This is a genomic window from Psychrobacter sp. N25K4-3-2 (genome assembly GCF_015351755.1).
Lineage (GTDB): Bacteria > Pseudomonadota > Gammaproteobacteria > Pseudomonadales > Moraxellaceae > Psychrobacter > Psychrobacter glaciei.
On sequence record NZ_JADKLX010000002.1, the window covers coordinates 20,916 to 45,688 of the forward strand.

20 protein-coding genes are annotated in these 24,773 nt (G+C 43.8%); 14 read left to right on the forward strand and 6 right to left on the reverse strand.

What is annotated here, in order from left to right:
* Positions 1 to 205: 205 nt before the first annotated feature.
* The 8 genes from IOD06_RS05190 to IOD06_RS05225 all read left to right on the forward strand — a co-directional run bounded on the left by IOD06_RS05190 (position 206) and on the right by IOD06_RS05225 (position 9,603).
* Entirely contained in the window at positions 206 to 616 is a 411-nt protein-coding gene (locus tag IOD06_RS05190; RefSeq protein WP_194619700.1) for a hypothetical protein, read from the forward strand.
* Positions 617 to 794: 178 nt separating this feature from the next.
* The gene (locus IOD06_RS05195) at positions 795 to 2,981 is read left to right on the forward strand and encodes an FAD-dependent oxidoreductase (protein WP_194619702.1); all 2,187 of its coding nucleotides are present in this window, start codon (positions 795 to 797) and stop codon (positions 2,979 to 2,981) included.
* Positions 2,982 to 3,032: 51 nt separating this feature from the next.
* On the forward strand, positions 3,033 to 4,340 hold the full coding sequence (locus tag IOD06_RS05200) for an ABC transporter substrate-binding protein (protein ID WP_194619704.1): 1,308 nt from the start codon (positions 3,033 to 3,035) through the stop codon (positions 4,338 to 4,340).
* Entirely contained in the window at positions 4,337 to 6,106 is a 1,770-nt protein-coding gene (locus IOD06_RS05205) for an ABC transporter permease (RefSeq protein WP_265087661.1), read from the forward strand. Before IOD06_RS05200 ends, IOD06_RS05205 begins: the two co-directional genes overlap by 4 nt.
* Positions 6,107 to 6,192: 86 nt before the next feature.
* Entirely contained in the window at positions 6,193 to 6,837 is a 645-nt protein-coding gene (locus IOD06_RS05210; RefSeq protein ID WP_194619706.1) for an ATP-binding cassette domain-containing protein, read from the forward strand.
* An 88-nt stretch (positions 6,838 to 6,925) separates the two neighbouring features.
* Positions 6,926 to 7,567 (forward strand): CDP-alcohol phosphatidyltransferase family protein, encoded by a 642-nt coding sequence (locus IOD06_RS05215; protein WP_194619708.1) that lies wholly within the window; start codon positions 6,926 to 6,928, stop codon positions 7,565 to 7,567.
* A gap of 24 nt (positions 7,568 to 7,591) precedes the next feature.
* Complete coding sequence (locus tag IOD06_RS05220; protein WP_194619710.1) at positions 7,592 to 8,428, forward strand: sterol desaturase family protein; 837 nt, start codon at positions 7,592 to 7,594, stop codon at positions 8,426 to 8,428.
* A 521-nt stretch (positions 8,429 to 8,949) separates the two neighbouring features.
* The gene (locus tag IOD06_RS05225; protein ID WP_194619712.1) at positions 8,950 to 9,603 is read left to right on the forward strand and encodes a DsbA family oxidoreductase; all 654 of its coding nucleotides are present in this window, start codon (positions 8,950 to 8,952) and stop codon (positions 9,601 to 9,603) included.
* 174 nt (positions 9,604 to 9,777) lie between these two features.
* On the opposite strand, the gene IOD06_RS05230 is transcribed toward IOD06_RS05225, so the two are convergent.
* Positions 9,778 to 10,386, reverse strand: a complete 609-nt coding sequence (locus IOD06_RS05230; protein WP_194619714.1) for a TetR/AcrR family transcriptional regulator — start codon at positions 10,384 to 10,386, stop codon at positions 9,778 to 9,780.
* Positions 10,387 to 10,665: 279 nt separating this feature from the next.
* Here IOD06_RS05230 and IOD06_RS05235 point away from each other — a divergent pair, with 279 nt between their 5' ends.
* The gene (locus tag IOD06_RS05235) at positions 10,666 to 11,199 is read left to right on the forward strand and encodes a peroxiredoxin-like family protein (protein ID WP_010197534.1); all 534 of its coding nucleotides are present in this window, start codon (positions 10,666 to 10,668) and stop codon (positions 11,197 to 11,199) included.
* Positions 11,200 to 11,386: 187 nt separating this feature from the next.
* On the opposite strand, the gene ppc is transcribed toward IOD06_RS05235, so the two are convergent.
* The 5 genes from ppc to hppD form a co-directional block, all read right to left on the reverse strand.
* Entirely contained in the window at positions 11,387 to 14,167 is a 2,781-nt protein-coding gene (ppc, locus tag IOD06_RS05240) for a phosphoenolpyruvate carboxylase (RefSeq protein WP_194619715.1), read from the reverse strand.
* 486 nt (positions 14,168 to 14,653) lie between these two features.
* Entirely contained in the window at positions 14,654 to 16,042 is a 1,389-nt protein-coding gene (locus IOD06_RS05245; protein WP_189585165.1) for a Na+/H+ antiporter NhaC family protein, read from the reverse strand.
* Between the two features lie 92 nt (positions 16,043 to 16,134).
* Positions 16,135 to 16,476 (reverse strand): 4a-hydroxytetrahydrobiopterin dehydratase, encoded by a 342-nt coding sequence (locus IOD06_RS05250; protein ID WP_194619716.1) that lies wholly within the window; start codon positions 16,474 to 16,476, stop codon positions 16,135 to 16,137.
* 109 nt (positions 16,477 to 16,585) lie between these two features.
* Positions 16,586 to 17,548 carry a phenylalanine 4-monooxygenase gene (gene phhA / locus IOD06_RS05255; RefSeq protein WP_194619717.1) on the reverse strand — a complete coding sequence of 321 codons (963 nt, stop codon included), beginning with the start codon at positions 17,546 to 17,548 and terminating at the stop codon, positions 16,586 to 16,588.
* Positions 17,549 to 17,721: 173 nt separating this feature from the next.
* On the reverse strand, positions 17,722 to 18,822 hold the full coding sequence (gene hppD / locus IOD06_RS05260; RefSeq protein WP_194619718.1) for a 4-hydroxyphenylpyruvate dioxygenase: 1,101 nt from the start codon (positions 18,820 to 18,822) through the stop codon (positions 17,722 to 17,724).
* 170 nt (positions 18,823 to 18,992) lie between these two features.
* On the opposite strand from hppD, the gene IOD06_RS05265 reads away from it, so the two are divergent.
* The 5 genes from IOD06_RS05265 (at position 18,993) to IOD06_RS05285 (ending at position 24,773) form a co-directional block, all read left to right on the forward strand.
* The gene (locus IOD06_RS05265; protein WP_194619719.1) at positions 18,993 to 19,922 is read left to right on the forward strand and encodes a LysR family transcriptional regulator; all 930 of its coding nucleotides are present in this window, start codon (positions 18,993 to 18,995) and stop codon (positions 19,920 to 19,922) included.
* A 291-nt stretch (positions 19,923 to 20,213) separates the two neighbouring features.
* Entirely contained in the window at positions 20,214 to 21,410 is a 1,197-nt protein-coding gene (locus tag IOD06_RS05270; RefSeq protein WP_194619720.1) for an amino acid aminotransferase, read from the forward strand.
* Between the two features lie 273 nt (positions 21,411 to 21,683).
* On the forward strand, positions 21,684 to 22,985 hold the full coding sequence (gene fahA / locus IOD06_RS05275) for a fumarylacetoacetase (RefSeq protein ID WP_194619721.1): 1,302 nt from the start codon (positions 21,684 to 21,686) through the stop codon (positions 22,983 to 22,985).
* Between the two features lie 124 nt (positions 22,986 to 23,109).
* Positions 23,110 to 23,685: a VOC family protein gene (locus IOD06_RS05280; protein ID WP_010197491.1), complete on the forward strand. Its 576-nt coding sequence runs from the start codon at positions 23,110 to 23,112 to the stop codon at positions 23,683 to 23,685.
* 35 nt (positions 23,686 to 23,720) lie between these two features.
* Positions 23,721 to 24,773: a TRAP transporter substrate-binding protein gene (locus IOD06_RS05285; protein ID WP_194619723.1), complete on the forward strand. Its 1,053-nt coding sequence runs from the start codon at positions 23,721 to 23,723 to the stop codon at positions 24,771 to 24,773.

The window sequence follows — 24,773 nt, forward strand, 5'->3', positions numbered from 1 at the left end:
GGCCGTATTCCAAATACCATCACGATACGCCCTTGCATTATTTTGTAACATCTGACAGCTATAATTGAGCAATCACTCAACATAAAGCAAACAATTCTTACTCATGTCTGTCACATAAAAACCTTCTAATAACAGGCGTAGAAACCTCACTTCAATCCACCCTATTTTGAACTCGCTTTCAAACTTTATTAAAAAGAAATAACTTATGCCAAAACATCTCCCTTTGTCTTTACTGTTGCTTCGAATAGGTGTCTTCATTGTGTTCTTTTTTTGGACGCTCGACAAATTTGTCAATCCTGACCACACCGCCAATGTGTTTTCTAAATTTTATGCATTAGAAGGCTTAGGCACCAGTATCGTATACGTTATTGGTAGCTTACAAATCATACTGATCTTCTCGTTCGTAATGGGTTTATTCAAAAAATGGACATACGGCATTGTCTTATTGCTACACGCGGTTTCTACTTTTGCCACTTTCGGTCTCTATCTCACTCCTTTCGACAATCTATTGTTCTTTGCTGCATGGCCAATGCTGGCGGCTTGTATAGCGCTTTTCTTAATGAGAGATTATGACACCTTAACATTGGGCAAAAAGACGTCACCGACTTTATCCTAAGAAAGTTGATAATCAATCTGAATATCACTATAGTTTACTAAAAACGAATATATCGCTACGAATAACGAAAAAGTAGATTATAGTAGGACTGATGACATCGCTATGTGTTTGTATATAAGACTTTTTTAGATCCTATTTCTCACACACCCCTTTGCATTATTATTTAGCTGGATAATCCATGATTAAGAAAATAGTTTTAATATTAGCCGTATTGATGTTAGTCATTGGCTTTTTTTACTTTGACCTCAACCAATTATTGACACTTGAGGGTTTGAAGGGCTCGATGGATCAATTCGACCAATATAAAGCGCAGTCACCATGGTTGGTTATTGGTGGCTTCTTTTTAGTCTATATATTAGTCACTGCATTATCTTTACCTGGCGCTGCCATCATGACTTTGGCAGCTGGGGCGTTGTTTGGCTTGGTTCAAGGCTTATTGGTCGCCTCGTTTGCCTCAAGTATTGGTGCCACACTGGCCTTTTTGACCTCACGTTATTTACTGCGCGATTCTATCAAGCAGCGTTTCCCCGAGCGTCTCGACTCTATTGACGCAGGCGTAAAAAAAGAAGGGGCCTTTTATCTATTTACCTTACGCCTCGTTCCAATATTCCCATTTTTCTTAATCAACCTATTGATGGGTGTCACCGCGATTAAGGCAAGAACCTTCTATTGGGTCAGCCAAGTAGGTATGCTCGCTGGTACTTTCGTCTATGTCAATGCAGGTACGCAGTTGGCACAAATCGAGAGCTTGTCAGGCATTTTATCTTTCAATTTGATTGCCTCATTCGCGCTACTAGGGTTTTTCCCGTTGATAGCTAAAGGCATCTTAAATACGATAAAAAAACGCCGCGTCTATAAAAATTACACCAAACCAAAGAAATTCGATCGCAATATGATTGTCATTGGTGCGGGTGCTGGCGGTCTAGTCACCAGTTATATCGCGGCCACCGTCAAAGCAAAAGTCACGCTGATTGAAGCGGGTGAGATGGGCGGCGACTGCTTAAACTACGGCTGCGTACCCAGTAAAGCCCTTATCAAAAGCGCGAAAGTCGCAGAACAGATGCGCAATGGCGAACGCTATGGTCTCAATAATATTCAACCAGAATTTTCATTCAAAAATGTCATGACACGCATCCATAAAGTCATCGCTGATATTGCGCCAAATGACAGCGTCGAGCGTTATACGGAATTGGGTGTCGAAGTGCTAAAAGGTTATGCTAAATTTATCGACCCATGGACGGTAGAAGTTGCGCTAAACGATGGCGGCACGCAGCGACTCACCGCACGTTCCATTGTTGTCGCCACTGGTGCCCGTCCATTTATCCCAGACTTGCCAGGTTTGGAAGAGACCGGTTATGTGACGAGCGATACGCTATGGAATAAATTTACTGAATTGGAGGAAGCACCGAAAAATCTCGTCGTACTTGGCGGCGGGCCTATCGGCTCTGAGCTCGCACAAGCCTTTGCCCGCTTGGGTTCCAATGTGACTCAAATCGAAAGAGGCGCGCGTCTGATGAAAAAAGAAGACGTGGAAGTTTCAGAATTTGCACAGCAAGTGCTCGTCGAAAGTGGTGTGAATGTCTTGACCTCGCATCAAGCGATTCGCTGTGAGACTCGCGATGGTAAAAAATTCATTATCGTTGAGCAATTAGACGACGATACAGATAAGCAAGACAGTCAAAATAAGCAAGAGATTGCTATTGAATATGATGAGTTGCTTTGTGCCGTTGGGCGTAGTGCTCGCCTCGAAGGCTACGGCCTAGAAGCGTTGGGCATCGAAACGGAACGTACTATCAATACCGATGATTACCTAGAAACTCTTTATCCTAATATCTACGCCGCAGGTGATGTCGTCGGCCCTTATCAATTTACCCATGTGGCTTCCCATCAGGCATGGTTCGCCGCGGTAAACGGTTTGTTTGGACATCTAAAGAAATTCAAGGTCGATTATCGCGTGATTCCGTGGACAACCTTTATCGATCCAGAAGTCGCACGTGTTGGCTTAAATGAGCAGGAAGCTATCGAAAAAGGTATTGATTTTGAGATTACCCGCTACGACTTTAAAGACTTAGATCGTGCGGTGACTGAAAGCGCCAATGTCGGCTTTATAAAAATCATCACACCTAAAGGCAAAGATAAAATACTTGGCGTGACCATCGTCGCTGAGCATGCTGGTGATATAATGCCTGAATTTATACTGGCCATGAAACATGGTTTAGGGCTGAATAAAATACTCGGCACCATTCACATGTACCCGACATGGGCGGAAGGCAATAAATACGCGGCTGGTGAATGGAAACGCAATCATGCGCCTGAAAAAGTATTAAACTTGCTTGAAAAGTACCATACATGGCGTCGAGGTTAGTTGGGTTTTTATCAACTGTGCTGAGAATATATCATCATAACGGAAACTTAAATGCACGTTATCAAGTCCTTGCAAGCCTCATCAACCTTAAAAAACCTAAGCCGCTATAGCATCTATGCTATAGCACTTGGTATTTGTATGGGTATTTCTGCCAGTACCGCCTCTACTACCACTGTATCAGATGATAAGAGTCTGTCGCACTGGCAACAAGTGCAAGAGACTGGCAAAAACCAAGACGTTTATTTCTATGCGTGGGGCGGCGACCCACAGATCAACGCCTATCTACAGTGGGCAGCCGAGCAAGTAGATGATAAATATAATATCAATTTAGTCCATGTGAAACTGAGCGACACCAGTGAAGCGGTCAGTCGCGTGCTGGCGGAAAAATCAGCCAATAACAATGATGAAGGCAGTGTAGACCTCATCTGGATTAATGGCGCAAACTTTGCCACCATGAGTGAAAACTCATTATTGCTCAAGCAATGGGCGAATAAGTTACCTAACTTTGCCCTTACCGATCCAGAAAACAACCCTACGGTGAACTTTGATTTTGGTGTACCCACCAATGGCATGGAAGCACCATGGGGACAAGCCTCGCTGACTTTCTATTACGACCGTTTATCGACTGATAATCCACCAAAGACTCTGGATGAGCTGGTCGATTGGACAGCACAAAATCCTGGACGTTTTAGCTACCCAAAGCCACCAGACTTTTTAGGAATGAGCTTTTTAAAATATGCCTTAGTCATGCTGCACGAACAACATGATGCTCAAACAGGTGAAAATACCAAGGCACAGCTCAACCTGCCAGCCACTGAGCAAAATACCGATCTGGTATTAGATCCGCTATGGACATTTTTGGATGACTTGCATCCAACACTATGGCGCAAAGGCGAGCAATTTGTACAAACGGGCGCGCAGATGCGGCGCTTAGTCGATGATACCGAGCTGAGTTTGGCCTTTACTTTTTCTGCACCTGAAGTGCCAGCGGCCGTGCAGCGTTATGATTTACCCGAGAGTATTCGTAGCTATGCAATGAGTGATGGCAGCTTAAGTAACACGCATTTTGTGGCCATTCCTTATAATGCCAGCCATCCGCAAGCGGCGCAGTTAGTCGCAAATTTCTTGATGAGCCCAGAAGCACAGGCCAAAAAACAAACACCTTCTATATGGGGTGATAAAACGGTACTCGTCCAGTCTACACTCGACCCTGAACAACAAGCTTTATTTAAGAACAACCAACCACACCCTAGCGCCCTGCCCTTTGATAGCATCAAACGCACTGTCAGTGAACCACATCCAAGCTGGGTTGATGCCATTATGCAAGGCTGGCAGACACGTTATGGGGTCAGCCCATGAGTGACGTTTCTAACGATAAAACCACTGATGCAAGCGCTAGAATGCCTGCATCTTATAAGACAGACCTCTTTACGCGTATCGTATCTTTTAGTCCAAAATTTTTGCTGCTACTGCTGATATTGCCGGTACTCGGTGGTTTGGTCAGCGTACTGCTGCCTGCGTTTAGTTGGCTGCCTGCACTTGAGCAAACGACTTTTAGCCTACAAGGCTTTAACGATCTTTGGCAGACGCCTGGTCTTACTCAAATGGCTGCGCTAAGCATCGCTACTGGACTACTAAGCACGCTACTCGCTTTCGTCATGACTTTAATGATATTGGCAGCGTTTTTTAATAGCATTTGGCTCACTCGTATTGAGCGTTTGCTGAGTCCAATTTTGGTTATTCCTCATGCAGCGGCAGCCATTGCGGTGGGGTTTTTAATTGCGCCTTCTGGCATGTTTTCACGGCTCATCTCACCGTGGCTAAGCGGTTGGGAATTGTCACCGGGTGGTATGTTTCCACATGATCCTTATGGCATTAGTATCATTTTGGGTTTAACCTTAAAAGAGCTGCCATTTTTATTATTAATGGCACTAGGTGCATTGGCACAACCAGAGCTGGGTAAAAAGCTGCATCAGCAATATAAAGTCGCGCTCAATCTCGGCTATTACCCCATCACTGCTTTTTTTAAAGCCGTCCTCCCTATCCTATACCCTGTATTACGTCTGCCTATTTTAGCCGTCCTTGCCTATGCCAGTGCCAGTGTTGAGATGCCATTAATATTGGGTCCAAACACACCGCCCACACTCGCGGTCACGATTATGCAATGGTTTAATGATGTTGATCTAAACCTACGTATACGGGCTTCGGCAGGCGCGTTATTACAGCTGGCTTTGACGGGCGGATTAATCGCTTTGTGGCTTGCTGCTGAGAGAGCCATAAAAATTTGCTGTAATCCGTCATTGATTAATGGCAAGCGCAACTATGCCGATGCCTTAATGCAAAAAATGACCGCAGTTTTGACCACTGTGGTCATTGGTTTTATATTACTGGCACTCATGGGTCTGTTTATGTGGTCAGTGGCGGGCTTTTGGCGCTTTCCAGCCGTATTGCCAGAGCAGTTTGTATTATTACATTTTCAAAGCGCCTTTATGCAAATGGGCACGCCATTATTTAACACCCTTACGATCGGTATAGTAAGTACCTTATTTGCTATCGTCCTTGCTTTATTGTGCTTAGAAGCCGAACAGCTAAGTAGCAAACCTCTTTCAAAATTTACCAGTTTAATCATTTATTTGCCGCTGTTAGTACCCAGCATTGCCTTTTTATTTGGCTTGGTATGGTTGCAACAATTGGTCAATAATCAAACGGCATTTTTTAATGTGGCGTTTACGCATTTATTGTTCGTGCTGCCCTATGTGTTTTTATCGCTTGCTAGCAGCTATCGACGTCTAGACCCTCGTTTTGCTCATGTGGCAGCCAGTCTTGGCGCGACACCAGCCAAAGTATTTTTGCAGGTCAAATTACCGCAGCTGTTTGCGCCTCTTTTAATTGCTATCGCGCTTGGTCTAGCGATTAGCTTTGGACAATACTTACCGACGTTATTAGCAGGCGGCGGACGTATCGCCACTATCACCACAGAAGCTGTGACTCTCGCCAATGGTGCCAGTAGGCGCACCAGTGCGGTGTATGCCATCATTCAAATGGCCTTACCGTTAATTGGTTTTATATTGGCGTGGATATTGCCAAAATATTTCTTTAAAAGTGGTAGAAATAGCAGTCGTTAAAATGGTTTATTTCAAATAAAAACAGTTTCAAAAAACGCTGGTTTTGAACAACAACTCACTATAAAAACGCAGATAAAGGGTTCTTGATGCCATCATCTTTACAGATAAAAAATTTACAATTGTATCGAAAAGACGCGCTATTACTGAGCTTAGATGAGCAGATTGCAGGCGGTGAGATACTCACTATTATGGGCCCATCTGGCAGTGGCAAATCAAGCTTATTGAATTGGCTGACAGGCACATTGCCACACGGCTTTACCGCGACTGGTGATGTCTGGCTAAATGACAAAAACGTGAGCCATCTACCGACGCACTTACGTCATATCGGCGTGCTCTATCAAGATGCGCTACTGTTTTCGCATTTATCAGTCGCAGGTAACATTGCCTTTGCGATGCCCAAAGACAATAAGCAGCGTAATAAAGGACAGCGCCTCGAAAAAATAGAACACGCCCTTGAGCAAGTGGGTTTAGCAGGTATGAGCAATCGCCATCCTGACAATCTGTCTGGCGGTCAGCAAGCACGTGTTGCCCTACTACGCACTCTATTGAGTGAGCCCAAAGCCATCCTACTCGATGAACCTTTTAGCAAGCTCGACACCCAGCTTAGAGCCGAGACCCAACAGTTAGTATTCAATCAAATCCGTACCCATAAACTTCCGGCTATCATGGTCACCCACGATCATAGTGATGCTGAAGCAGCAGAAGGTAAAGTCATTAATCTTGGTCATTAATCTTGGTCATTAATCTTGGTCATTAATCTTGGTCATTAATCTTAGTTATTAACTTTAGTTTTTAGCGGTAATATAAAAAGGTGATTGCATGCTAGATAAGTTTATTACACCCGTCATCAAGCCTATATTAACGCCCATAGTCATCATGTTACATAAGCGCGGCGTTACTGCTGATCAATTGACAGTGGTCGGTTTTATTATCGGCATGCTAGCTTTACCACTACTGGCTAATCAGCTCTGGTTTGGCGCACTTATCGCTATTGCTCTAAATCGTATTTTTGATGGCTTAGATGGCGCACTCGCACGTCATGCCAATCAAAGCTCAAGCGCAGGAGGCTACTTAGACATTACCCTCGATTTTTTATTTTATGCTGCCGTGCCGCTTGGCTTTATCTTGGCAAATCCTGAACAAAACGCTATTGCAGGGGCATTATTACTCGCCGCCTTTATTGGTACTGGCTCTAGCTTTTTAGCATTTGCCATTGCTGCTGAAAAATTTGCATTAGACAAGCCGCAGTTTAAATACAAAAGCTTTTATTATTTGAATGGTCTCACAGAAGGCACTGAAACCATCGCATTGTTTGTCGCCTTTTGTATTTGGCCACAGCAGTTTGTCTTACTGGCCAGTGTTTTTGCGGCTGCCTGCGCTGTTACTATTTTTACCCGTATATATGGCGGTTACCAAACCCTCAAACGTCTAGAAGCAGACAGCCATTCAAACAGCATATAAACAGAATAAGTAAAGAGGTAGCCAATGACGAATGAGATATGGTGGCGACTGGGCTTCTTTTTCAGCATATTAATGATCATGATGCTGATTGAATGGCGCATGCCAGCACGTAAAGCCCCGATCAAAAGCAACAAGCGCTGGTTGGCTAACTTTGGCTTGGTGCTAGCATCATCAATTGTGGCGCGTTTGGCCGTACCAATAGGTCTAACGGCGGTTGCGCTGTATAATCAGCAGCACGGAATTGGCTTGTTCAATATGCTCGATTTATCCATTTTAGTGTCTATCGTATTGAGCTTGCTCGTGCTCGACATCATTATTTATTGGCAGCATCGATTGTTCCACCGAGTGCCCATTCTATGGCGCTTGCATAAAGTCCATCACGCTGATGCTCACGTAGATACCAGCACAGGGCTCAGGTTTCATCCTATTGAAATTGTCTTAAGTATATTGGTTAAACTCTTCGTCGTCAGTGCGCTGGGTGTGCCTGCCGTAGCCATATTGATATTTGAAATCGCCTTAAATGGCTTGGCGATGTTTAATCATGCCAATATTCGTCTGCCGCCTGCCATTGAAAAGCCTGCGCGTTTAATATTAATGACGCAAATTTTACATCGTATCCATCATAGCCAACGCGTGTCTGAAACCAATTCAAACTATGGGTTTAGCGTGATTTGGTGGGATAAAATCTTCGGTAGCTACAAGAGTGACGCTCAGAAGCCGGACAATGAGCTCGATATTGGGCTAAAAGAATATCCATCACCCAAACAGAACGCCTCGCTATGGGGATTGTTAGCGATGCCTTTCAGAGGTAAATCACTTAAAAGTAAGTCACTTAAAAATAAGTCACTTAAAAGTAAATGATTTACTTTATCAGTCGTTAGTGATCGTGGTAACGTCAATGACGAGGCAATACAAGCAGTCTTTAATACCGTATTTATCAGACGTCAAATTTTAGAAGCGGTCTTTGTTGCCGCTCAAAAAGTCACGGGAAATACACCAACTATCTGGCTAACATGCCAATAGACAGTATCTTTCAAACATATGCATGGCACAAAGCTGGTTAGGGTCTGTTGAGTATTCAAATATTAGGACTGCTGATCGCTAAAATCACCCCAAACATTTTATCAAATCAGGCGTAAACTGACGATAATGTCGAGACCTTAGCTAGGTTTGCAACAACGTTTGGGGTGATTTTAGCATCAGCCCCAAGTATACAAGCAGAGGCAGGGCTATTTTTTGCCAATACATGGCGAAATTGTCTAACCTAGAACGACTAGGCGTCAAAAACTTCACTGCGTATTGTCTAAAAAACAGCCACTGCCAGTTCCACATTTGAATACTCAACAGACCCTAATTAAAAACTAAAAAGATAAGGAATCACTATGAATAATTCAGAAAAACCATTACGAATAGATATCGTATCGGACGTGGTTTGCCCTTGGTGTGTCATCGGTTATCGACAATTGGCTGAAGCACTCAAGCAAACGAACACCGCCCATGAAATTCATTGGCATCCATTTGATCTGAACCCTGACACCCCACCTGAAGGCCAGAACTTGCGTGAGCATATCGCTAAGAAGTACGGCTCAAGCAAGGAAGAGTCTGATGCTAGCCGCGCAATGATGACTAAGGCTGGTGCAGAAGTAGGTTTTGAGTTTAATTTCACCGAAGAAACTCGCACTTATAATACCTTTGATTTGCATCAGTTATTGCATTGGGCTAATCAACAAGGTCGAATGCATGATTTAAAGCAAGCCCTATTTGCCGCTCACTTTACCAACGCTAGAAATATCGCTGACACAGAAGTGCTGGCAGATATTGCAGCGGAGATTGGCTTAGATCGTAGCGAAGCCTTAGCGGTGCTAACAGATCAACGATTTGCTGAAGACATACGTCAATCCCAGCAGCAGTGGCGTCAGCAAGGCATTCAAAGCGTACCCTCTGTTATTTTTAATCAAAAGCATTTGGTGAGCGGCGCACAAGGTGTTGAGAATTTCAAAAACATCTTGCAGCAACTAGCAGAACTGCCAGATTAATTGGTATTTCTCGTTAGGGCTACAGTCTTTTTTAAAGCGTAGCTACTAGAGCGTATCCTCATTTAAAATAAAAGGGCTACTTAAAGCTTTAAACTTCGAGTAGCCCTTTTTAGGTTTTATCCATTTATAAAATGAATGGACAATACTAATTGATTTTTAGCCTAGCAACCATACTCAGCTAGCAAACGAGTCATTGCGCATCTCTTCTATAGAAGATGCCATGTCTTCCGCCAGCGCATGCACCGCAGCACTATCGACATCACGCTGAGCAAAGGCACGCAGTCCCATGACTTCTGCCTGCAAACGACGGCCTAGCCTAACCGCATCAAGCTCACTATCAATCTCACCCAACCGCTGTGCCTCAACGAAACATTCCGTAAAGCGTGTCTCCAAGCCAGCCAATAATTTTTCTACTTTATCTAATGCTGACTGCTCTCGAGCCCCAAGCTCCAGTAAGCTTTTGACCAACATACAGGCCCGACTTGGTATTTTTTGGTCGCGGATACCACCCAGTTGACGCATATAAGCCGCCAAACCTAATAAAGGCGACTCATGGCTAGCTAGTACGCGTTCAAGCTCCATCAGTGCGGCATGGGCGTAATGCTCTAGCGCTTCTTGAAACAGGCCATTCTTATTACCAAATGCAGCATAGATACTACCCGGGCGCATATCGAGGACTTGTTCGATATCTTTTAGAGAGGTGGCATGAAAGCCTTTTTGCCAGAACAGCTGTATAGCGCGTTCTAAGGCTTCTTGACGATTATATAGCGTGGTACGTGACATAATATTTTCCAATTTCTCAAAGCCATGACTCCTATATGAAGTCAATATGGCTGTATCGTATCGTTTGAGTAATTATTCAATTTTAACTTGAATGATTGCTCAAGTCCAGTTAAAGTAAGGTCAACTAGCCTCCAGTGGAGTGTTAGGTGAGGTTTATGTAAAGCTCGTTCATAAACACTAAACAAATCATAATTGACTGACTATAAGAAGCTTGATTTAATAATCAAATCTTTTAGCTTTCATTATTCACATTATTATAAAAATTCAAAGGATAAAAATATGCAATCAAATGACTCTCAAAAACTTCGCGCCGGTTCTCAATTCCCTGATCTACAGGTACAAATGCGAGATGGCGAAATGCAATCGTTGGGTAAGCCTGAAAATGGTCACGATTGGAAATTAGTGGTTGTTTATCGAGGCAAGCACTGCCCGATTTGTACTAAATATCTTAACCAGTTAGAAACGGTCAAAACGTCATTTGCCGACGCTGGTGTCGATATCATTGCCGTATCAGCTGATAGTAAGCAGCAGTTAGAAACCCATCTAGAAGAATTAGACATCAACTTCCCGATCGCTTACGGTTTGACAGTTGAGCAGATGAACACGCTAGGGCTTTATATCTCTGATCCACGCTCAGAAAAAGAGACCGATCATCCTTTTGCAGAGCCTGGTGTATTCGTTATCAATGCCAAAGGAGACATCCATATCATTGATATCTCTAACGCGCCTTTTGCTCGACCTGAGCTTGAATCGCTTGCCAGTGGGTTGTCTTATATTCGAGGAAACGACTACCCGATTCGCGGCACGCATTAATAGCCATAAAAATACCACGGCTACTACTAGGGCATATTCTCATTTTAAAATAAGGACACGCCCTAAACGCGATAGCAAAAAAAGATAATATCTTAAAACATCAAAAGCCCCTCAAACTTTATAGTTTGAGGGGCTTTTTATATAGACCAACGCAACAGACCCTAAACTTAATCAATGCTTTGCAGTGCTAACCGGTATTGCGTAAGCCCGCTGCCAGTGCATTGATACTACGGATTAATGGGTCTTCTACGTTGATATCATCATGATCAGCATATTCCATCGTATCTTGTTGTCTAGCACGCTTTAACAGCTCAATCTGTATATAGTTAATAGGGTCTAGATAAGCATCTCGCCATTGCAAGGATGCCGCAAGGTTTTGTTGATTGGATAACAAAGAGTCTTGCTCAAGCAAGGAGTTTAAGCCTGAATTGGTCAGCGTGTATTCATCGGTGACTGCTGTCATAATCTGTTCACGTAACGGTTCATCATCACATAGTTGGCTATAGGCCTGTGCAATATTCATATTGGCTTTGGTAAAAGCCATTTCGATATTACTGATAAATACGCTAAAAAACGGCCAGTGTTTATTCATCTCTTTCATTAGTGCTTCGTCAGCTTTGACACTATGCAGCGCACTACCTACACCATACCAAGCAGGTAAAGTGAAGCGTGCTAATGACCAACCGAACACCCAAGGAATGGCTCGCAAAGTCGTCTTACTTGGCAGGCCTTTTTTACGATGGGCTGGGCGTGAGCCAATATTTAATAAAGAGATTTCTTGTACTGGGGTTACCTGCGAGTAGAATTTATAAAACCCTTCAGTATGATCGGTCAGCTCACGATAACGTTGCTCGCCCGCATCTGCTAAGCGTGCAAACAAGTCTTCATAATTTGGCAGCTCAGTGGGTTGCACCACGAACCTTGAGGAACAGGCTTTGAGTGTGCCCGTGATCGCCATGGTCAGCTCAAATACTGCGGTATCGGTATTGGCATACTTAGCGTAGAGAACTTCACCTTGCTCAGTCACTTTAATCTGACCATGCAGTGTGCCTGCTGGTTGCGCAGCAATGGCTTTGTGCGTTGACCCACCACCACGGCTCACTGAACCGCCACGACCATGGAACAAGCGGGTTTTGATGCCATACTTCTCAGCAATGCTATTAATGGTTTGCTGTGCGCTATAAAGCTGCCATGCAGAAGTAATAATACCACCATCTTTCGATGAGTCTGAATAACCCAACATGATTTCTTGAGTGTTATCTGAGTGTTGCAGCAACCCGCGATACAGTGGATTGTCTAACACGGCAGGCAAGATTTTATCGATGTTCTTAAGATCTTCAATGGTTTCAAACAACGGTGCCACTGGTAAGTCAGCAGACAATTGACCTTCATCATTAAGCCTGCACAAGCCTGCAAACCGCATTAATAGCAATACTTCTAGTAGCTGACTGGCGTTATTAGTCATCGAAATTACATAACTGCCAAAGGTGTCAGCGCCAACAAGTTTTCGTAACATTGCGACTGAATTCATCAGTGACAATTGCTCACGCGTTTTGTCTGTCAGGTTATCAGTATAGATTAGCGGCGTGCCGGGTTTTTCTAGTAAGCGTGTCAGCCACTCTTGACGTTCGGTTTCGCTTAGCGCTTGATACTCTGGTAAATTGGAGGCACTGGCAAAAATATCAGCAATAACCTCGCTATGGTATGAGGACTCTTGACGGATATCGAGCGCCGCTAAATGAAAGCCGCAGGTTTTGACCAAACGAATCATATCGAGCAATAACCCGTCTGCATGTGCCGTATCATGTGTATTCACGCTATGACGGATGATGCGCAAGTCTTCTAGTAACTCTTCTGGATTGCGATAAGCATCCTTTTCGGCCTCAACATCAGTGCCTTTGCTCTGAATGCGGCGATTGGTGGCTTTGACTTTAGTAAGGATGACAGAGAGCAGTCGACGATAAGGCTCATTGCCATAGTCATCGAGATTATAATCAAACACCCGTTGATCAAGCTCACCGTAACTGGTGATTTTGGCATATACGTCAGGTGAAACGGTGACAGTCGTATCACTATGGATGAGCTGGCGACGCAGTTTTTTTAGTAGTACTTGGTAGTGACGCAACACAGTATCCGCATGCATTAATACGGCAAGTTCTGTGGTCTCAAAAGTCACGAAAGGATTGCCATCTCTATCGCCGCCGATCCAAGAGCCAAAGCTCATAAATGCAGGTAACGGATAGTCTGTCAGCTCCGGATAGATATCAACAATGGCTTTTTTGATATTACGATATACTTTTGGGATGGCATTAAACAAGCTGGCGTTAAAATAATGTAAGCCATTATTGATCTCATCATATACCAACGGCTTACGCGTTCGCACTTCATCAGATGACCATAACAAGTCAATCGTTTGCGCCGTTTGCTCTTTGGCCTGCTCGTAAGCAAAACTGTTTTCGGTCAAATTATTTAAGGCATCGCTATGCGTGAATAGACTTTGTAAGATGTTCATCGTGGTACGGCGACGAGCTTCAGTAGGATGCGCGGTGAATACAGGCGTAAACTTTAGCTGATCAATCAGCTCTTGCATTTGAGCGGGCTCAATATTACGCTCACGACACTCAAGCAACGTACGACGAAACGAGCCTTCCCAGCTTTGCTCAGACTGCATGCGCTGCGCGTGACGTTGCTCTCGCAAGTAATTCTCTTCGCTTAAATTGGCTAAGAAAAAATAGATAGAAAAGCCGCGTATGACGTTTTTTAAGGTTTGATTGTCCAAGGAAGCAATAAAGTCAATGAGCTGCTGCTTATGGGCTTCGTTAGGCTCACGGCGTTGCTGAATAAAGCCTTTGCGCAGCGTCTCAATCGTATCTAGCGTCTGCTCACCAGATTGGCGAGAGATGGCATCGCCAAGCAATGAACCCAACAAGCTGGTGCGTTTACGTAGTACGTTATTATCTAGTGTCATCTTCAACCTTCTTATTAAATGAGTGAGTACCAATGATTGAGTAACATAGTGAAACTATGATTTTAGTTGCTTAACCTATGGCTGTTTATTGATATAAATAATCCACTTTTATTATTTTAGCTGCCCAAGCAATTTACCACATTAACCATAGCAAAACTATCGAACCTCGATAACATAACCAAGCTCTAGAATTGCAGACTCACACTAGGGCTTGTCCTCAATCTGAACGAAAGCGATTAAATCGGCTAAAAATGGCTAAATCTTGCCAAACTGCGTCAAATAGCTGGTCAATATCCTGATGTTAGATATATCGATATTACTTTTCACTGACTATACCAGCCCAAAACTTAGCAAAAAGCCTCGTAAGCTTGCACTACGAGGCTATATTTGAGGCGTGTCATCAATGATATTATGATGTAATGTCGAGATAGTCATAAGCAGTCAGCTCATAAAAATAGAATCTGACGTCATTACATTCTTATCGATTTAGTGTTTCTCTATTCGACTGATAGTCACCCCTGTAAAGCCAAATAATATCGTCAACAGTAGCGACAAGTAACAGAAGAACGCATAAGGCAAATAATCAAGCACGGGCACGCCTAACGCTTGGCTGATAAACACACCGCACACACTCCAAGGCACTAGCGGATTAATAACCGTACCGGCATCTTCAATCGTACGAGACAGATTCTTAGGATGTAAATTCAAACGCTCGAACGTCGGACGAAAGGCAGTACCAGATAATAAAATACTTAAATACTGCTCACCAATCAGTACGTTGATGCTTAGAGCAGACATGGCAGCGGCAAATATGGCGCGTCCTGATGTGGTTAATGTGTCTTTGATCCCTAATAACAATGCTGGCAAAATACCCAATGCCGTTAGTAGTCCACCAAGACTGAGTGCCAATATCACAATCGCTTGGGTAAAGAACATACTCTGCACACCACCGCGCGATAGCATGCCCCCTACTTCACCCAGCTCTAATGATTCAGCGGGCGCATACCCTGCAAATAGATAACCACCTAATTGTCCAAAGCTCGGTGAGCTGTGCAAATAGGTAATAATCAGTGCCGCAATAATGGTACAGATAATCGTATAGATAGCATTGACGCGAAAGATAGCCAATCCAACCAGCACGACAAAAGGCAATACCGCATAGCCTTGTACCAGTCCACTTTCAATCAACTGCCCTTGCAGGATAGTCACTTGACTCAAATCAGAGCCAGCAGTCTGACCCGAGAAAAACCAAAAAATAATGACCGTCAGTATCCATGCTGGTACCGTGGTGTACATCATATTGCGAATATGCTCAAACAAATCAATACCCACCACCGATGAAGCAATGGTACAGGTATCCGATAATGGCGACATTTTATCGCCAAAAAATGCGCCTGAAACCACAGCACCCGCCGCAATCGCCACGTTGGCATCAAACGCATTACTCATCCCAATAAAAGCCACGCCCAATGTCGCGGCAGTGGTCAAACTACTGCCCAAAGCAATACCGATAATAGAAGTCAGCACAAAGGCAGAGATATAGTAATACTCAGGAGAAATCAGCTGAAAGCCAAAATACATCAGCGTTGGAATGGCACCAGACATCATCAAGGCGGCGACCATCAAACCGATAAAGAAAAATAGATAAATGGCACCGATACCACGCATGACACCTGATGCCATTTGCGACTGCATATCATCAAAGCTTAGCCCTTTGAACAGACCGATGCCTAGCAAGACACAGATAGCGAGAATCAATGATAAATGTGGTACCCAGCCAAAGCCAATCATGGTGACACCCATGATGGCGATGACAATGGCAGAAATCATAAAAGCAAGTTGAGGCGAAATTTGGGTTAATATTTTTGGCGGCATCACACGTCCTTAGCTTGCCAGCTATATCTGGCATAGAGGTTGGCTTTGAGTGTGGCAAGTTTAATGAGTTGCAATGCTTATTGCTACCCTCATCACTTACCAAATAGGCTATCGGTCTTTGCAGCCATGACAAAGTCATTGCGATGCAACCCTTTAATACTATGCGACCACCACGTCACGGTGGCTTTGCCCCACTCTACCAAGATGCCTGGATGATGCCCTTCTGCTTCAGCGATGTCTGCCAATTGATTGGCAAACTCCATCGCCTTGACGAAGTTTTTAAATTTATATTGGCGTTGTAATTGCTTGATGCCATCGACGTCAATCAATGACCAATCTGGAATTTGCTGTAATAGCTCGCTTGCCTCAGTATCCTCAACTGTTGGTGCACCAATACGGCAGGCTTCACAGCTGGCTTGTGATAATGTCGTCATTATAATTTCCTTTTATGTTGATCGTTGTTTTTTTAGTAAATATACGTCCGTGTTGACGCTGTTTTTATTGCTGCATGATTTAAATAATGCTGTGCTTCCCAATCATGTATTAAGCATTTTTTGCCGCATAAGGGGGCTCAAACAATCCCAGTGACATGGCTTGTTTGACCATTCCCATGATGTCGCTGTTAACGATATCGAATAACGTATCCAAATCATCAATGACATAATAAATCGGCTGAATATGATCGATACGATAAGGGGTACGTAACACATCAAGCAAGTCAAACGCTCGATGCTCTGGTTGAGGCTGGGGCTTATGTTGAGAACGAGGTTCTGCTTGCTGCTCAGAACTAGCATTGAGCGCATAAATGGTCTCAGATGGTGAGCTTAAGATGCCACCGCCATAGATTCGACGGTTATCTTGGGTTTTCCCCACCAAACCAAACTCGATGGTAAACCAATAAAGCCGTGCCAAAAACCATCTTTCTTCTTTACTGGCATTGAGACCCAGCTTGCCATAAGTCTCATTAAAAGTCGCAAATGCAGGGTGTGTCAGTAGCGGACAATGTCCAACGATTTCGTGGAAAATATCAGGCTCTTCAATATAGTCCATATCATCAAATCGACGGATAAAAGTTGCAACGGGAAAGGATTTATTGGCAAGCAATTTGAAAAACTTACCAAAGCTTATTAACGCGGGGACAGCAGCAGTTTGCCAACCAGTGGTTGCTTGCAGTACCTCGTCGATATCATGTAGTTGTGGAATACGGGTGGCGGGCAAATCCAGTTTTTTCAAACCGTCTAGATAGGCTGGGCAGGCACGATTGGGTATTTGCTCGGCTTGCCGCTCAAGTAACGATTGCCACATGCCATTTTCATCGTCACTATAGTGAATATGACCATGACTGTCTGGCTGATGCGACACGTAAGGTTGTTTTTTCGGAGTAGAATCACTCTTTCTATGCGCAGTGTCATCGTGGCTAGCAGCATCATTGCTTGGTGTTTTAGAAGCGACACTATTGGCACCGATGGTGGTATTAAGAGAATCTATATGTGATAGGCGTTCCATGCCTGCGTTCCTTTTATTGCAGTTAGCGCTTTAAATGTTGTTAGTCGCTTTCAATTATGATTGAACCATCACATTGGCTTCACGACATTACAAAGTGCAGAGCTCATTATGGGCAAGAAAAATTACTTTCATCCTGCCCGTTTTTTTATGAGCTTTTCTAAATGTAGCGTAAATTATGGCGTTTCAGTCTGTGGCTGACCAACCGCGCCGCGGCGCACTTGGTCACGCTCGATAGATTCAAACAAGGCTTTGAAGTTACCTTCGCCAAAACCATCTTCGTAATCGCCTTTACGTTGGATGAATTCAAAGAACACTGGGCTGCCCAAGATAGTTTCAGAGAAAATCTGTAATAGCAGACGTGGGACAGAACCCTCAGTCGTGCCATCGAGCAAAATACCGCGCATCTGTAGCTCAGACACAGTCTCGCCATGACCCGGTAGACGCTCACCCAGCATTTGGTAATAAGTATCATTTGGTGCGGTCATTAGTGGAATACCAGCCGCTTTTAGCTTATCGATACTGGCAAACAAGTCATCGCTAGCCAAAGCAATATGCTGAATACCTTCACCGTTAAAGTGCATCAAATACTCTTCGATCTGACCACCGCCCTGCTTCGCTTCTTCATTTAGCGGGATACGAATTTTACCGTCAGGTGCGGTCATGGCTTTACTGGTCAGACCAGTGTATTCACCTTTGATGTCAAAAAATCGAATTTCGCGGAAGTTAAAGACACGCTCATAAAAGTTTGCCCAATAGGCCATACGACCACGGTAAACGTTATGGGTTAAATGATCGATGACTTTAAAGCCATGTCCGATAGGGTTTCTGTCTACATCAGCAAAAAATTCAAAGTCGACGTCATAGATAGATTCACCATCTTTATAACGGTCAATCAGATATATCAATGAACCGCCAATACCTTTGATAGCAGGAAGGCGCAGCTCCATTACACCCGTTGGCACGTCTACTGGCTGCGCGCCCATCTCGATGGCACGCTCGTAAGCTTGTTTGGAATCTTGCACCCGAAAACCCATACTACAAGCGCCCGCGCCATGCTCTTCTACAAAGTAACTGGCTTGGCTTTTTGGCTCACGATTCAGGATAAGGTTGATGTCACCTTGACGGTATAGCGCAACGTCTTTTGAGCGATGATTGGCCACGTGTGCAAAGCCAAGCTGTTTAAACAATGCCTCGACAGCATCCGGTTTAGGTGAGGCGAATTCAACAAAATCAAACCCATTTAAGCCCATTGGGTTTTCAAATAAATCTGCCATTGTAATCATCCTTAATTTCAATTGGTGGTCTAAAAACTATAAAAACAATACGAGAAAGCAATATGAGAAAATACTCTCAATCAATAATTCTTATTGACGATGCATTTATATTAGATTAGGTTTATTTATAAGACTAATTGTTTTTTATGATTTATTTATCAGGTTTACTTATGAATATCAGCATTCGCCAACTCACTGCTTTCATCCAAGTCGCTGACAACGGTAGCTTTACTCGTGCCAGCGATCAAATGCATTTGACCCAATCTGCCGTTAGTGGATTGATTAAAGAATTAGAATCTGGCCTCGGTATTGTGTTATTTGACCGTACTACCCGTCAGCTGTCTTTGTCGGTAGTTGGACGGCATTTGTTGCCACAAGCACGGCGTATTTTGAATGAAATGCAGCTATTCGAAAATGAGGCGAGTAGTTTGACCAGCTTGGCGCAAGGTCAAGTACGGCTAGCCGTTTCGCAGTTCGCAGCCTCGTCCATGCCAGCAGTTATTGCCCAGTTTTCCAAACAACACCCCGAGATTGACGTGTCGTTATTGGACTGTTCAGCAGAAAACTTACTTAGACATATTCAAGACATCGAAGTCGATTTGGGTGTCGGTACTGAGCTTGGCTTTATGGAGAGTGATGACGATGTCAACGCTGATTTGTTATATCAGCTGCCATTTTGTGTGGTGATGCCTGACAGCCATGCGCTGGCACAAAAACGTGAGATAACGTGGCAGGATTTACTAGACATTCCGCTCATCACACTGCAAGGTCCTTTCATTGAACAAGTGACAGCGGAACTGGACGATCAGATCGCCAGCCATATCCAGCAGGCACGATATAAAGTGAATTTTATGTCTACCGCCCTTGAGATGACCCGTCAAGGCTTTGGCATTACGCTTTGCTTGCCCTACATGCCTGAAGTTATCGACTGGGTCAGTGCCAACGGCTTGCAAATGCGACCTTTGTCCCAGCCTGTTAAGATGCGACAGTTCTTTATTTATCAACGCTCCTCACGCGCGTTATCGCCTGCCACTATTGCTTTCAAGAAATTCTTACAAACGTATTTTAACGATCACTTTGATGGCTTGCACAATACTTAATTTGCATAATACTTAGTTTGTACGGTATTTGATTTTTATAGCACTTAATTTTCATAGCACTTAATTTTCATAGCACTTAATTTTCATAGTACGTAAGCCAAGTTTATTCAATCCTTGACGCAAACCATAAATATAGTTAAAAAATAAATAGGGCATGTTGGTGTTTTTTAAGCGTTTTATAGATTATTTGGCTTGTCGTCAGTCAATGTGACTAAATCTTACGTTGAGTTAATTATCCATTTGATTTATGCTTTTTGGCTTCGCGACTCATATTTTTTGTAAGGATACAGAATGTTTAGAAGTGTAGAATATTATGCTGGTGACCCTATCCTAGGACTTATGGACAAGTTTTCTGCTGATCCCAATCCCAATAAAGTCAATTTGGGCATCGGTATCTACTACGATGAAGAAGGGGTACTGCCCGTACTGGACTGTGTAAAAACAGCCGAAGAGCGCATTGCTGACCCTATCTCTGCCCGTCCCTATTTGCCAATGGCAGGTTTGCCTGGTCATCGTAGCGCTTGCCAAAACTTACTGTTTGGTAAAAATGCTCAAGTGTTAACTGATGGTCGTGTGGCTACGATAGCGACCCTCGGTGGCTCAGGTGCATTAAAAGTTGGCGCTGAGTTTATCCATCAGTGGTTCCCGCAGTCAAAGTGCTATGTCAGCGACCCGACATGGAGCAACCATATCGCCATTTTTGAAGGCTGCGATGTAGAAGTTGGCACTTATCCCTACTACGATAAAGCCAGCAGTAGCATCAAATTCGATGAGATGATCAGTTTTTTTGAAACTTTAAATAAACAAGATATCGTACTGTTGCACCCTTGCTGCCATAATCCAACCGGTATGGATTTGACCAAAGCGCAATGGGATAAAGTCTTAGAGGTGATAAAACAGCGTGAGCTGATTCCCTTTATGGACATTGCCTACCAAGGGTTTGGCGAGGATATGGACAGTGATGCTTATGCTATCCGTAAAGCGGTTGATATGGATCTCATATTATTCGTGAGCAATTCCTACTCGAAAAACTTGTCTCTGTATGGAGAGCGTGTCGGCGGTCTGTCCGTCGTTTGCCCTACCGTAGAGGAAACCGAACGCGTCTTTGGTCAGTTAAATTTCATCGTTCGCCGTATTTATACCAGTCCCCCATCGCATGGCGGACGTGTGGTCGATATCGTCATGAATGATGACGCACTATACCAGCAGTGGGTTAGTGAGGTTTATGGCATGCGCGACCGTATAAAAGCCATGCGCTTAAAGCTCAAGTCGGTATTAGAATCAAAATTTCCTGAGCGTAGTTTTGATTATATTACTCGTCAAAACGGTATGTTTAGCTTTACCGGATTGACAGTTGAGCAAATCGAGCAATTACAAACCGAGTTTGGTATCTACATGGTATCTAACTCACGTATGTGTGTGGCAGGCTTAAACGTCAACAACATTGATTACGTGGCCAATGCCATGGTAAAAGTTCTAAAAGACTGATTAAATAACACGACTAAAAATGTGGTTTGATAAAAAGGCTGAGCACTTGCTCAGCCTTTTTTTGTATTCCATTTTGGTGTAATTAGTAAAAATAATAATACAGTCAGTGAAAAGTAATATCGATACATCACGCACTGCTGATATCAATTTTATAGCTGGTATAGCGCCAAGCCATTGCACAAAAAACTTGCAATCCACATATCAATAAATTACATTATACGTAAGTAGTTAATTATAACGTAATCATAAATTTATATTAGCAAGGAGCAAATCATGTCAATGATTGACGCAAGCCTCACCTCATTTATCGATATCACCCCCGATTCTGACTTTTCAATCCACAATCTCCCCTACGGTATTTTTAGCGATACCAAAGACGCTGCTGGTAATAACAAGCGCCGCGCTGGTGTTGCCATCGGTGAGCACGTGCTTGATTTGTCCGTACTGGAGACAGAAGGGTTATTGAGCTTAGATGGTGGACCATACTTTGACCAATCTACTCTGAATGCTTTTATTGATTCTGGTCGAGACAATTGGACGCAGGCACGTACCACCATTCAAACGTTACTGTCTAGCGACAATGACACCTTACGTGACAATGCAGACTTACAAAAAAAGGCGCTGTTTAAACAAGCAGATGTCACCATGCATTTACCTGTTCGAGTGCCCGGTTTTACCGATTTTTATTCTTCTAAAGAGCATGCGACCAATGTCGGCACCATGTTCCGCGACCCAAACAACGCCCTACTACCTAACTGGACTGAAATGCCTGTTGGCTATAACGGACGCGCCAGCACCGTCATCGTTAGCGGGACGGATATCGTACGTCCATCAGGCCAGCTAAAGCCCAACCCTGATGACCGTCCTATTTTTTCTGCCTGTAAGCGTTTAGATTTTGAGCTAGAGACTGCATTTGTCGTTGGTAAAGGCAATCATATCGGTCAACCAATCGCTATAGATGAAGCCTCTGATCATATCTTCGGTATGGTACTGCTTAACGACTGGTCAGCCCGAGATATCCAAAAATGGGAATACGTACCTTTAGGCCCATTCAATGCTAAGACGTTTGCTTCTGAAGTGTCCCCTTGGATTGTCACCATGGATGCATTGGCCCCGTTTAAAACGGCTTGCCCAACACAAGAACCTAAGCCACTTGCTTATTTAAATGAAAAAGCGAGCGATAACAGCTTTGACATCAATCTTTCGGTTGAGTTACTACCTGAAAATGCGGAGACGGCTACTGTTCTTTGCGAGACCAATTTTAAATATATGTATTGGTCAATGGCACAGCAATTGACACACCACACTATCACTGGCTGCAAAGTAGAAGTCGGTGACATGATGGGCTCAGGCACCATTTCAGGCCCAACGCCAGACTCTTATGGCTCGATGCTAGAGATTGCTTGGAACGCGACTAAACCAGTCACGCTAAAAGGCGGCGCAACACGCAGCTTTATCGAAGATGGCGACACAGTGATCATGAAAGGCTATAGCGAAAAAGATGGCATCCGTGTTGGCTTTGGTGAAGTACGCGGCAAAGTACTACCCGCGCTTAGCTTTAATTTTGATAAATAATAACCGTATATAAAAAAGGCGTAAAAGTAGATTTAAACTGTCAGACAACAATGATGTACCGTCTATAAGTACTGACAGTTTGTCTATTAATATGAAATTTACGCCCTATCAAAAGGAGTTTGATATGAGCTTTCAAATTGAGAAAATCCATCATGTGGCTTATCGCTGCAAAGATGCCAAAGAAACCGTCGAATGGTATCAAAAGCATTTGAACATGGATTTTATTTTGGCATTCGCAGAAGATCACGTGCCTTCAACCAAAGCCTTTGATCCATACATGCATGTCTTCTTAAATGCTGGCAGTGGCAATGTTTTGGCCTTCTTTGAAGTACCCAATCAACCTGAAATGGGCTTTGATCCAAACACCCCAAATTGGGTGCAACACTTGGCGCTAAAGGTCAAAGACCGTAATGAGCTATTGATTGCCAAAGAGCATTTGGAACAAGGCGGCATTGATGTCATTGGCGTAACCAATCACGGTATATTCCATTCTATTTACTTCTTTGATCCTAATGGTCATCGCCTTGAGCTGACTTATGACGATCCAACCTCAGAAGACAAGGTTTCTATGATTACAGACGCCATCAAGCAAGACATGCTAGATGAGTGGTCTCGTACCAAACGCGCCCCAGCACATACGCAGTTTTTGCACAGTGAAGAGTTGGCCGAAGCGCGTGAAGTCGCCCCTGTCGGTGAGTAGCAAACCATATCTCACCATCATGAAAGGATTCGATGATGAAAGTAAAAACCCCTTTAGGAATACTCTTGGCTGCCTCGCTTGCGATAACTGGTTGCTCCAATAACGACCAAGCAGCAGGCGCCTCTACAGATGCTGGTGACGTGACGACGTTACGATTCTCGCACTTTATGACTGCCACTGACAACATAAACACCGAAGCATTAGAGCCGTGGGCGAAGAAAATTGAAGCAGATTCAAAAGGCCGCTTAAAGGTTGAGATATACCCTTCTGCGACGCTCAGCAAACCAGGTGCTACCTATGACGCTACGGCGAAAGGCAGTGTGGATATTGGTATGCAAGCGCAAGGATATACAGCAGGACGATTCCCTTTGACTCAAATTGTAGAGTTGCCAGGCATCACAAATACTGCACAGCAGCAGAGCTGTATACTTCATAAACTATATGACGAGGGTGTGATTAAAGACGAATACGAAGACACTCACTTGTTAGCGCTGATAGGGACTGGACAAGGCGCGCTTCATACCATTGATAAACCGATTCGCACGCCAGCAGACATGAAAGGCCTACGTATTCGCCAACCTTCTGCGGTTGCGAGCCATATTATCGAAGCTACTGGTGCTGCACCTGTCGGCATGCCTGCCAGTGATACTTATACCTCGCTTCAGCGCGGTGTCATTGACGGGCTTAGCTTTACTTGGCAACCCATTCAAGCGTTTCGCCTTGACGAGCTGATCAATACGCACACCAACATCCCTTTTTATAACTCTACCTTTGTGATCAGTATGAATAAAGATAAATACAACAGCTTGCCTGATGAACTCAAAAAAGTGATTGATGACAATTCAGGAGCAGAGCTGGCAGCACATATCTCTAAAGTATTTGACGTCAGCAATGCCAAAGCGATGGCCGCTGCCAAAGCAAAAGGCGATATCATGATTGATATCCCTGATCCACTCAATGACCCAGATTGGAGAGGCCCATTAATGGAAGGCTCTCAACATTACCTTGATGAAGTGAATGCCACTGGTCTAGACGCTGACAACGTATACGAAAAAGCAAAAGCGGCCAGTAGTGCCTGTATGGTTTAG

What these genes read in the sequence shown, in the direction of transcription:
- IOD06_RS05215 (WP_194619708.1), top strand. Translation starts at nt 6,926, where the DNA reads ATGCTAGATAAGTTTATTACACCCGTCATCAAGCCTATATTAACGCCC.
- IOD06_RS05280 (WP_010197491.1), top strand. Translation starts at nt 23,110, where the DNA reads ATGAGCTTTCAAATTGAGAAAATCCATCATGTGGCTTATCGCTGCAAA.
- IOD06_RS05265 (WP_194619719.1), top strand. Translation starts at nt 18,993, where the DNA reads ATGAATATCAGCATTCGCCAACTCACTGCTTTCATCCAAGTCGCTGAC.
- IOD06_RS05220 (WP_194619710.1), top strand. Translation starts at nt 7,592, where the DNA reads ATGACGAATGAGATATGGTGGCGACTGGGCTTCTTTTTCAGCATATTA.
- IOD06_RS05235 (WP_010197534.1), top strand. Translation starts at nt 10,666, where the DNA reads ATGCAATCAAATGACTCTCAAAAACTTCGCGCCGGTTCTCAATTCCCT.
- IOD06_RS05210 (WP_194619706.1), top strand. Translation starts at nt 6,193, where the DNA reads ATGCCATCATCTTTACAGATAAAAAATTTACAATTGTATCGAAAAGAC.
- IOD06_RS05200 (WP_194619704.1), top strand. Translation starts at nt 3,033, where the DNA reads ATGCACGTTATCAAGTCCTTGCAAGCCTCATCAACCTTAAAAAACCTA.
- hppD (WP_194619718.1), bottom strand. Translation starts at nt 18,822, where the DNA reads ATGGCAGATTTATTTGAAAACCCAATGGGCTTAAATGGGTTTGATTTT.
- IOD06_RS05250 (WP_194619716.1), bottom strand. Translation starts at nt 16,476, where the DNA reads ATGACGACATTATCACAAGCCAGCTGTGAAGCCTGCCGTATTGGTGCA.
- IOD06_RS05245 (WP_189585165.1), bottom strand. Translation starts at nt 16,042, where the DNA reads ATGCCGCCAAAAATATTAACCCAAATTTCGCCTCAACTTGCTTTTATG.
- IOD06_RS05285 (WP_194619723.1), top strand. Translation starts at nt 23,721, where the DNA reads ATGAAAGTAAAAACCCCTTTAGGAATACTCTTGGCTGCCTCGCTTGCG.
- IOD06_RS05230 (WP_194619714.1), bottom strand. Translation starts at nt 10,386, where the DNA reads ATGTCACGTACCACGCTATATAATCGTCAAGAAGCCTTAGAACGCGCT.
- IOD06_RS05190 (WP_194619700.1), top strand. Translation starts at nt 206, where the DNA reads ATGCCAAAACATCTCCCTTTGTCTTTACTGTTGCTTCGAATAGGTGTC.
- ppc (WP_194619715.1), bottom strand. Translation starts at nt 14,167, where the DNA reads ATGACACTAGATAATAACGTACTACGTAAACGCACCAGCTTGTTGGGT.
- IOD06_RS05270 (WP_194619720.1), top strand. Translation starts at nt 20,214, where the DNA reads ATGTTTAGAAGTGTAGAATATTATGCTGGTGACCCTATCCTAGGACTT.
- fahA (WP_194619721.1), top strand. Translation starts at nt 21,684, where the DNA reads ATGTCAATGATTGACGCAAGCCTCACCTCATTTATCGATATCACCCCC.
- phhA (WP_194619717.1), bottom strand. Translation starts at nt 17,548, where the DNA reads ATGGAACGCCTATCACATATAGATTCTCTTAATACCACCATCGGTGCC.
- IOD06_RS05205 (WP_265087661.1), top strand. Translation starts at nt 4,337, where the DNA reads ATGAGTGACGTTTCTAACGATAAAACCACTGATGCAAGCGCTAGAATG.
- IOD06_RS05195 (WP_194619702.1), top strand. Translation starts at nt 795, where the DNA reads ATGATTAAGAAAATAGTTTTAATATTAGCCGTATTGATGTTAGTCATT.
- IOD06_RS05225 (WP_194619712.1), top strand. Translation starts at nt 8,950, where the DNA reads ATGAATAATTCAGAAAAACCATTACGAATAGATATCGTATCGGACGTG.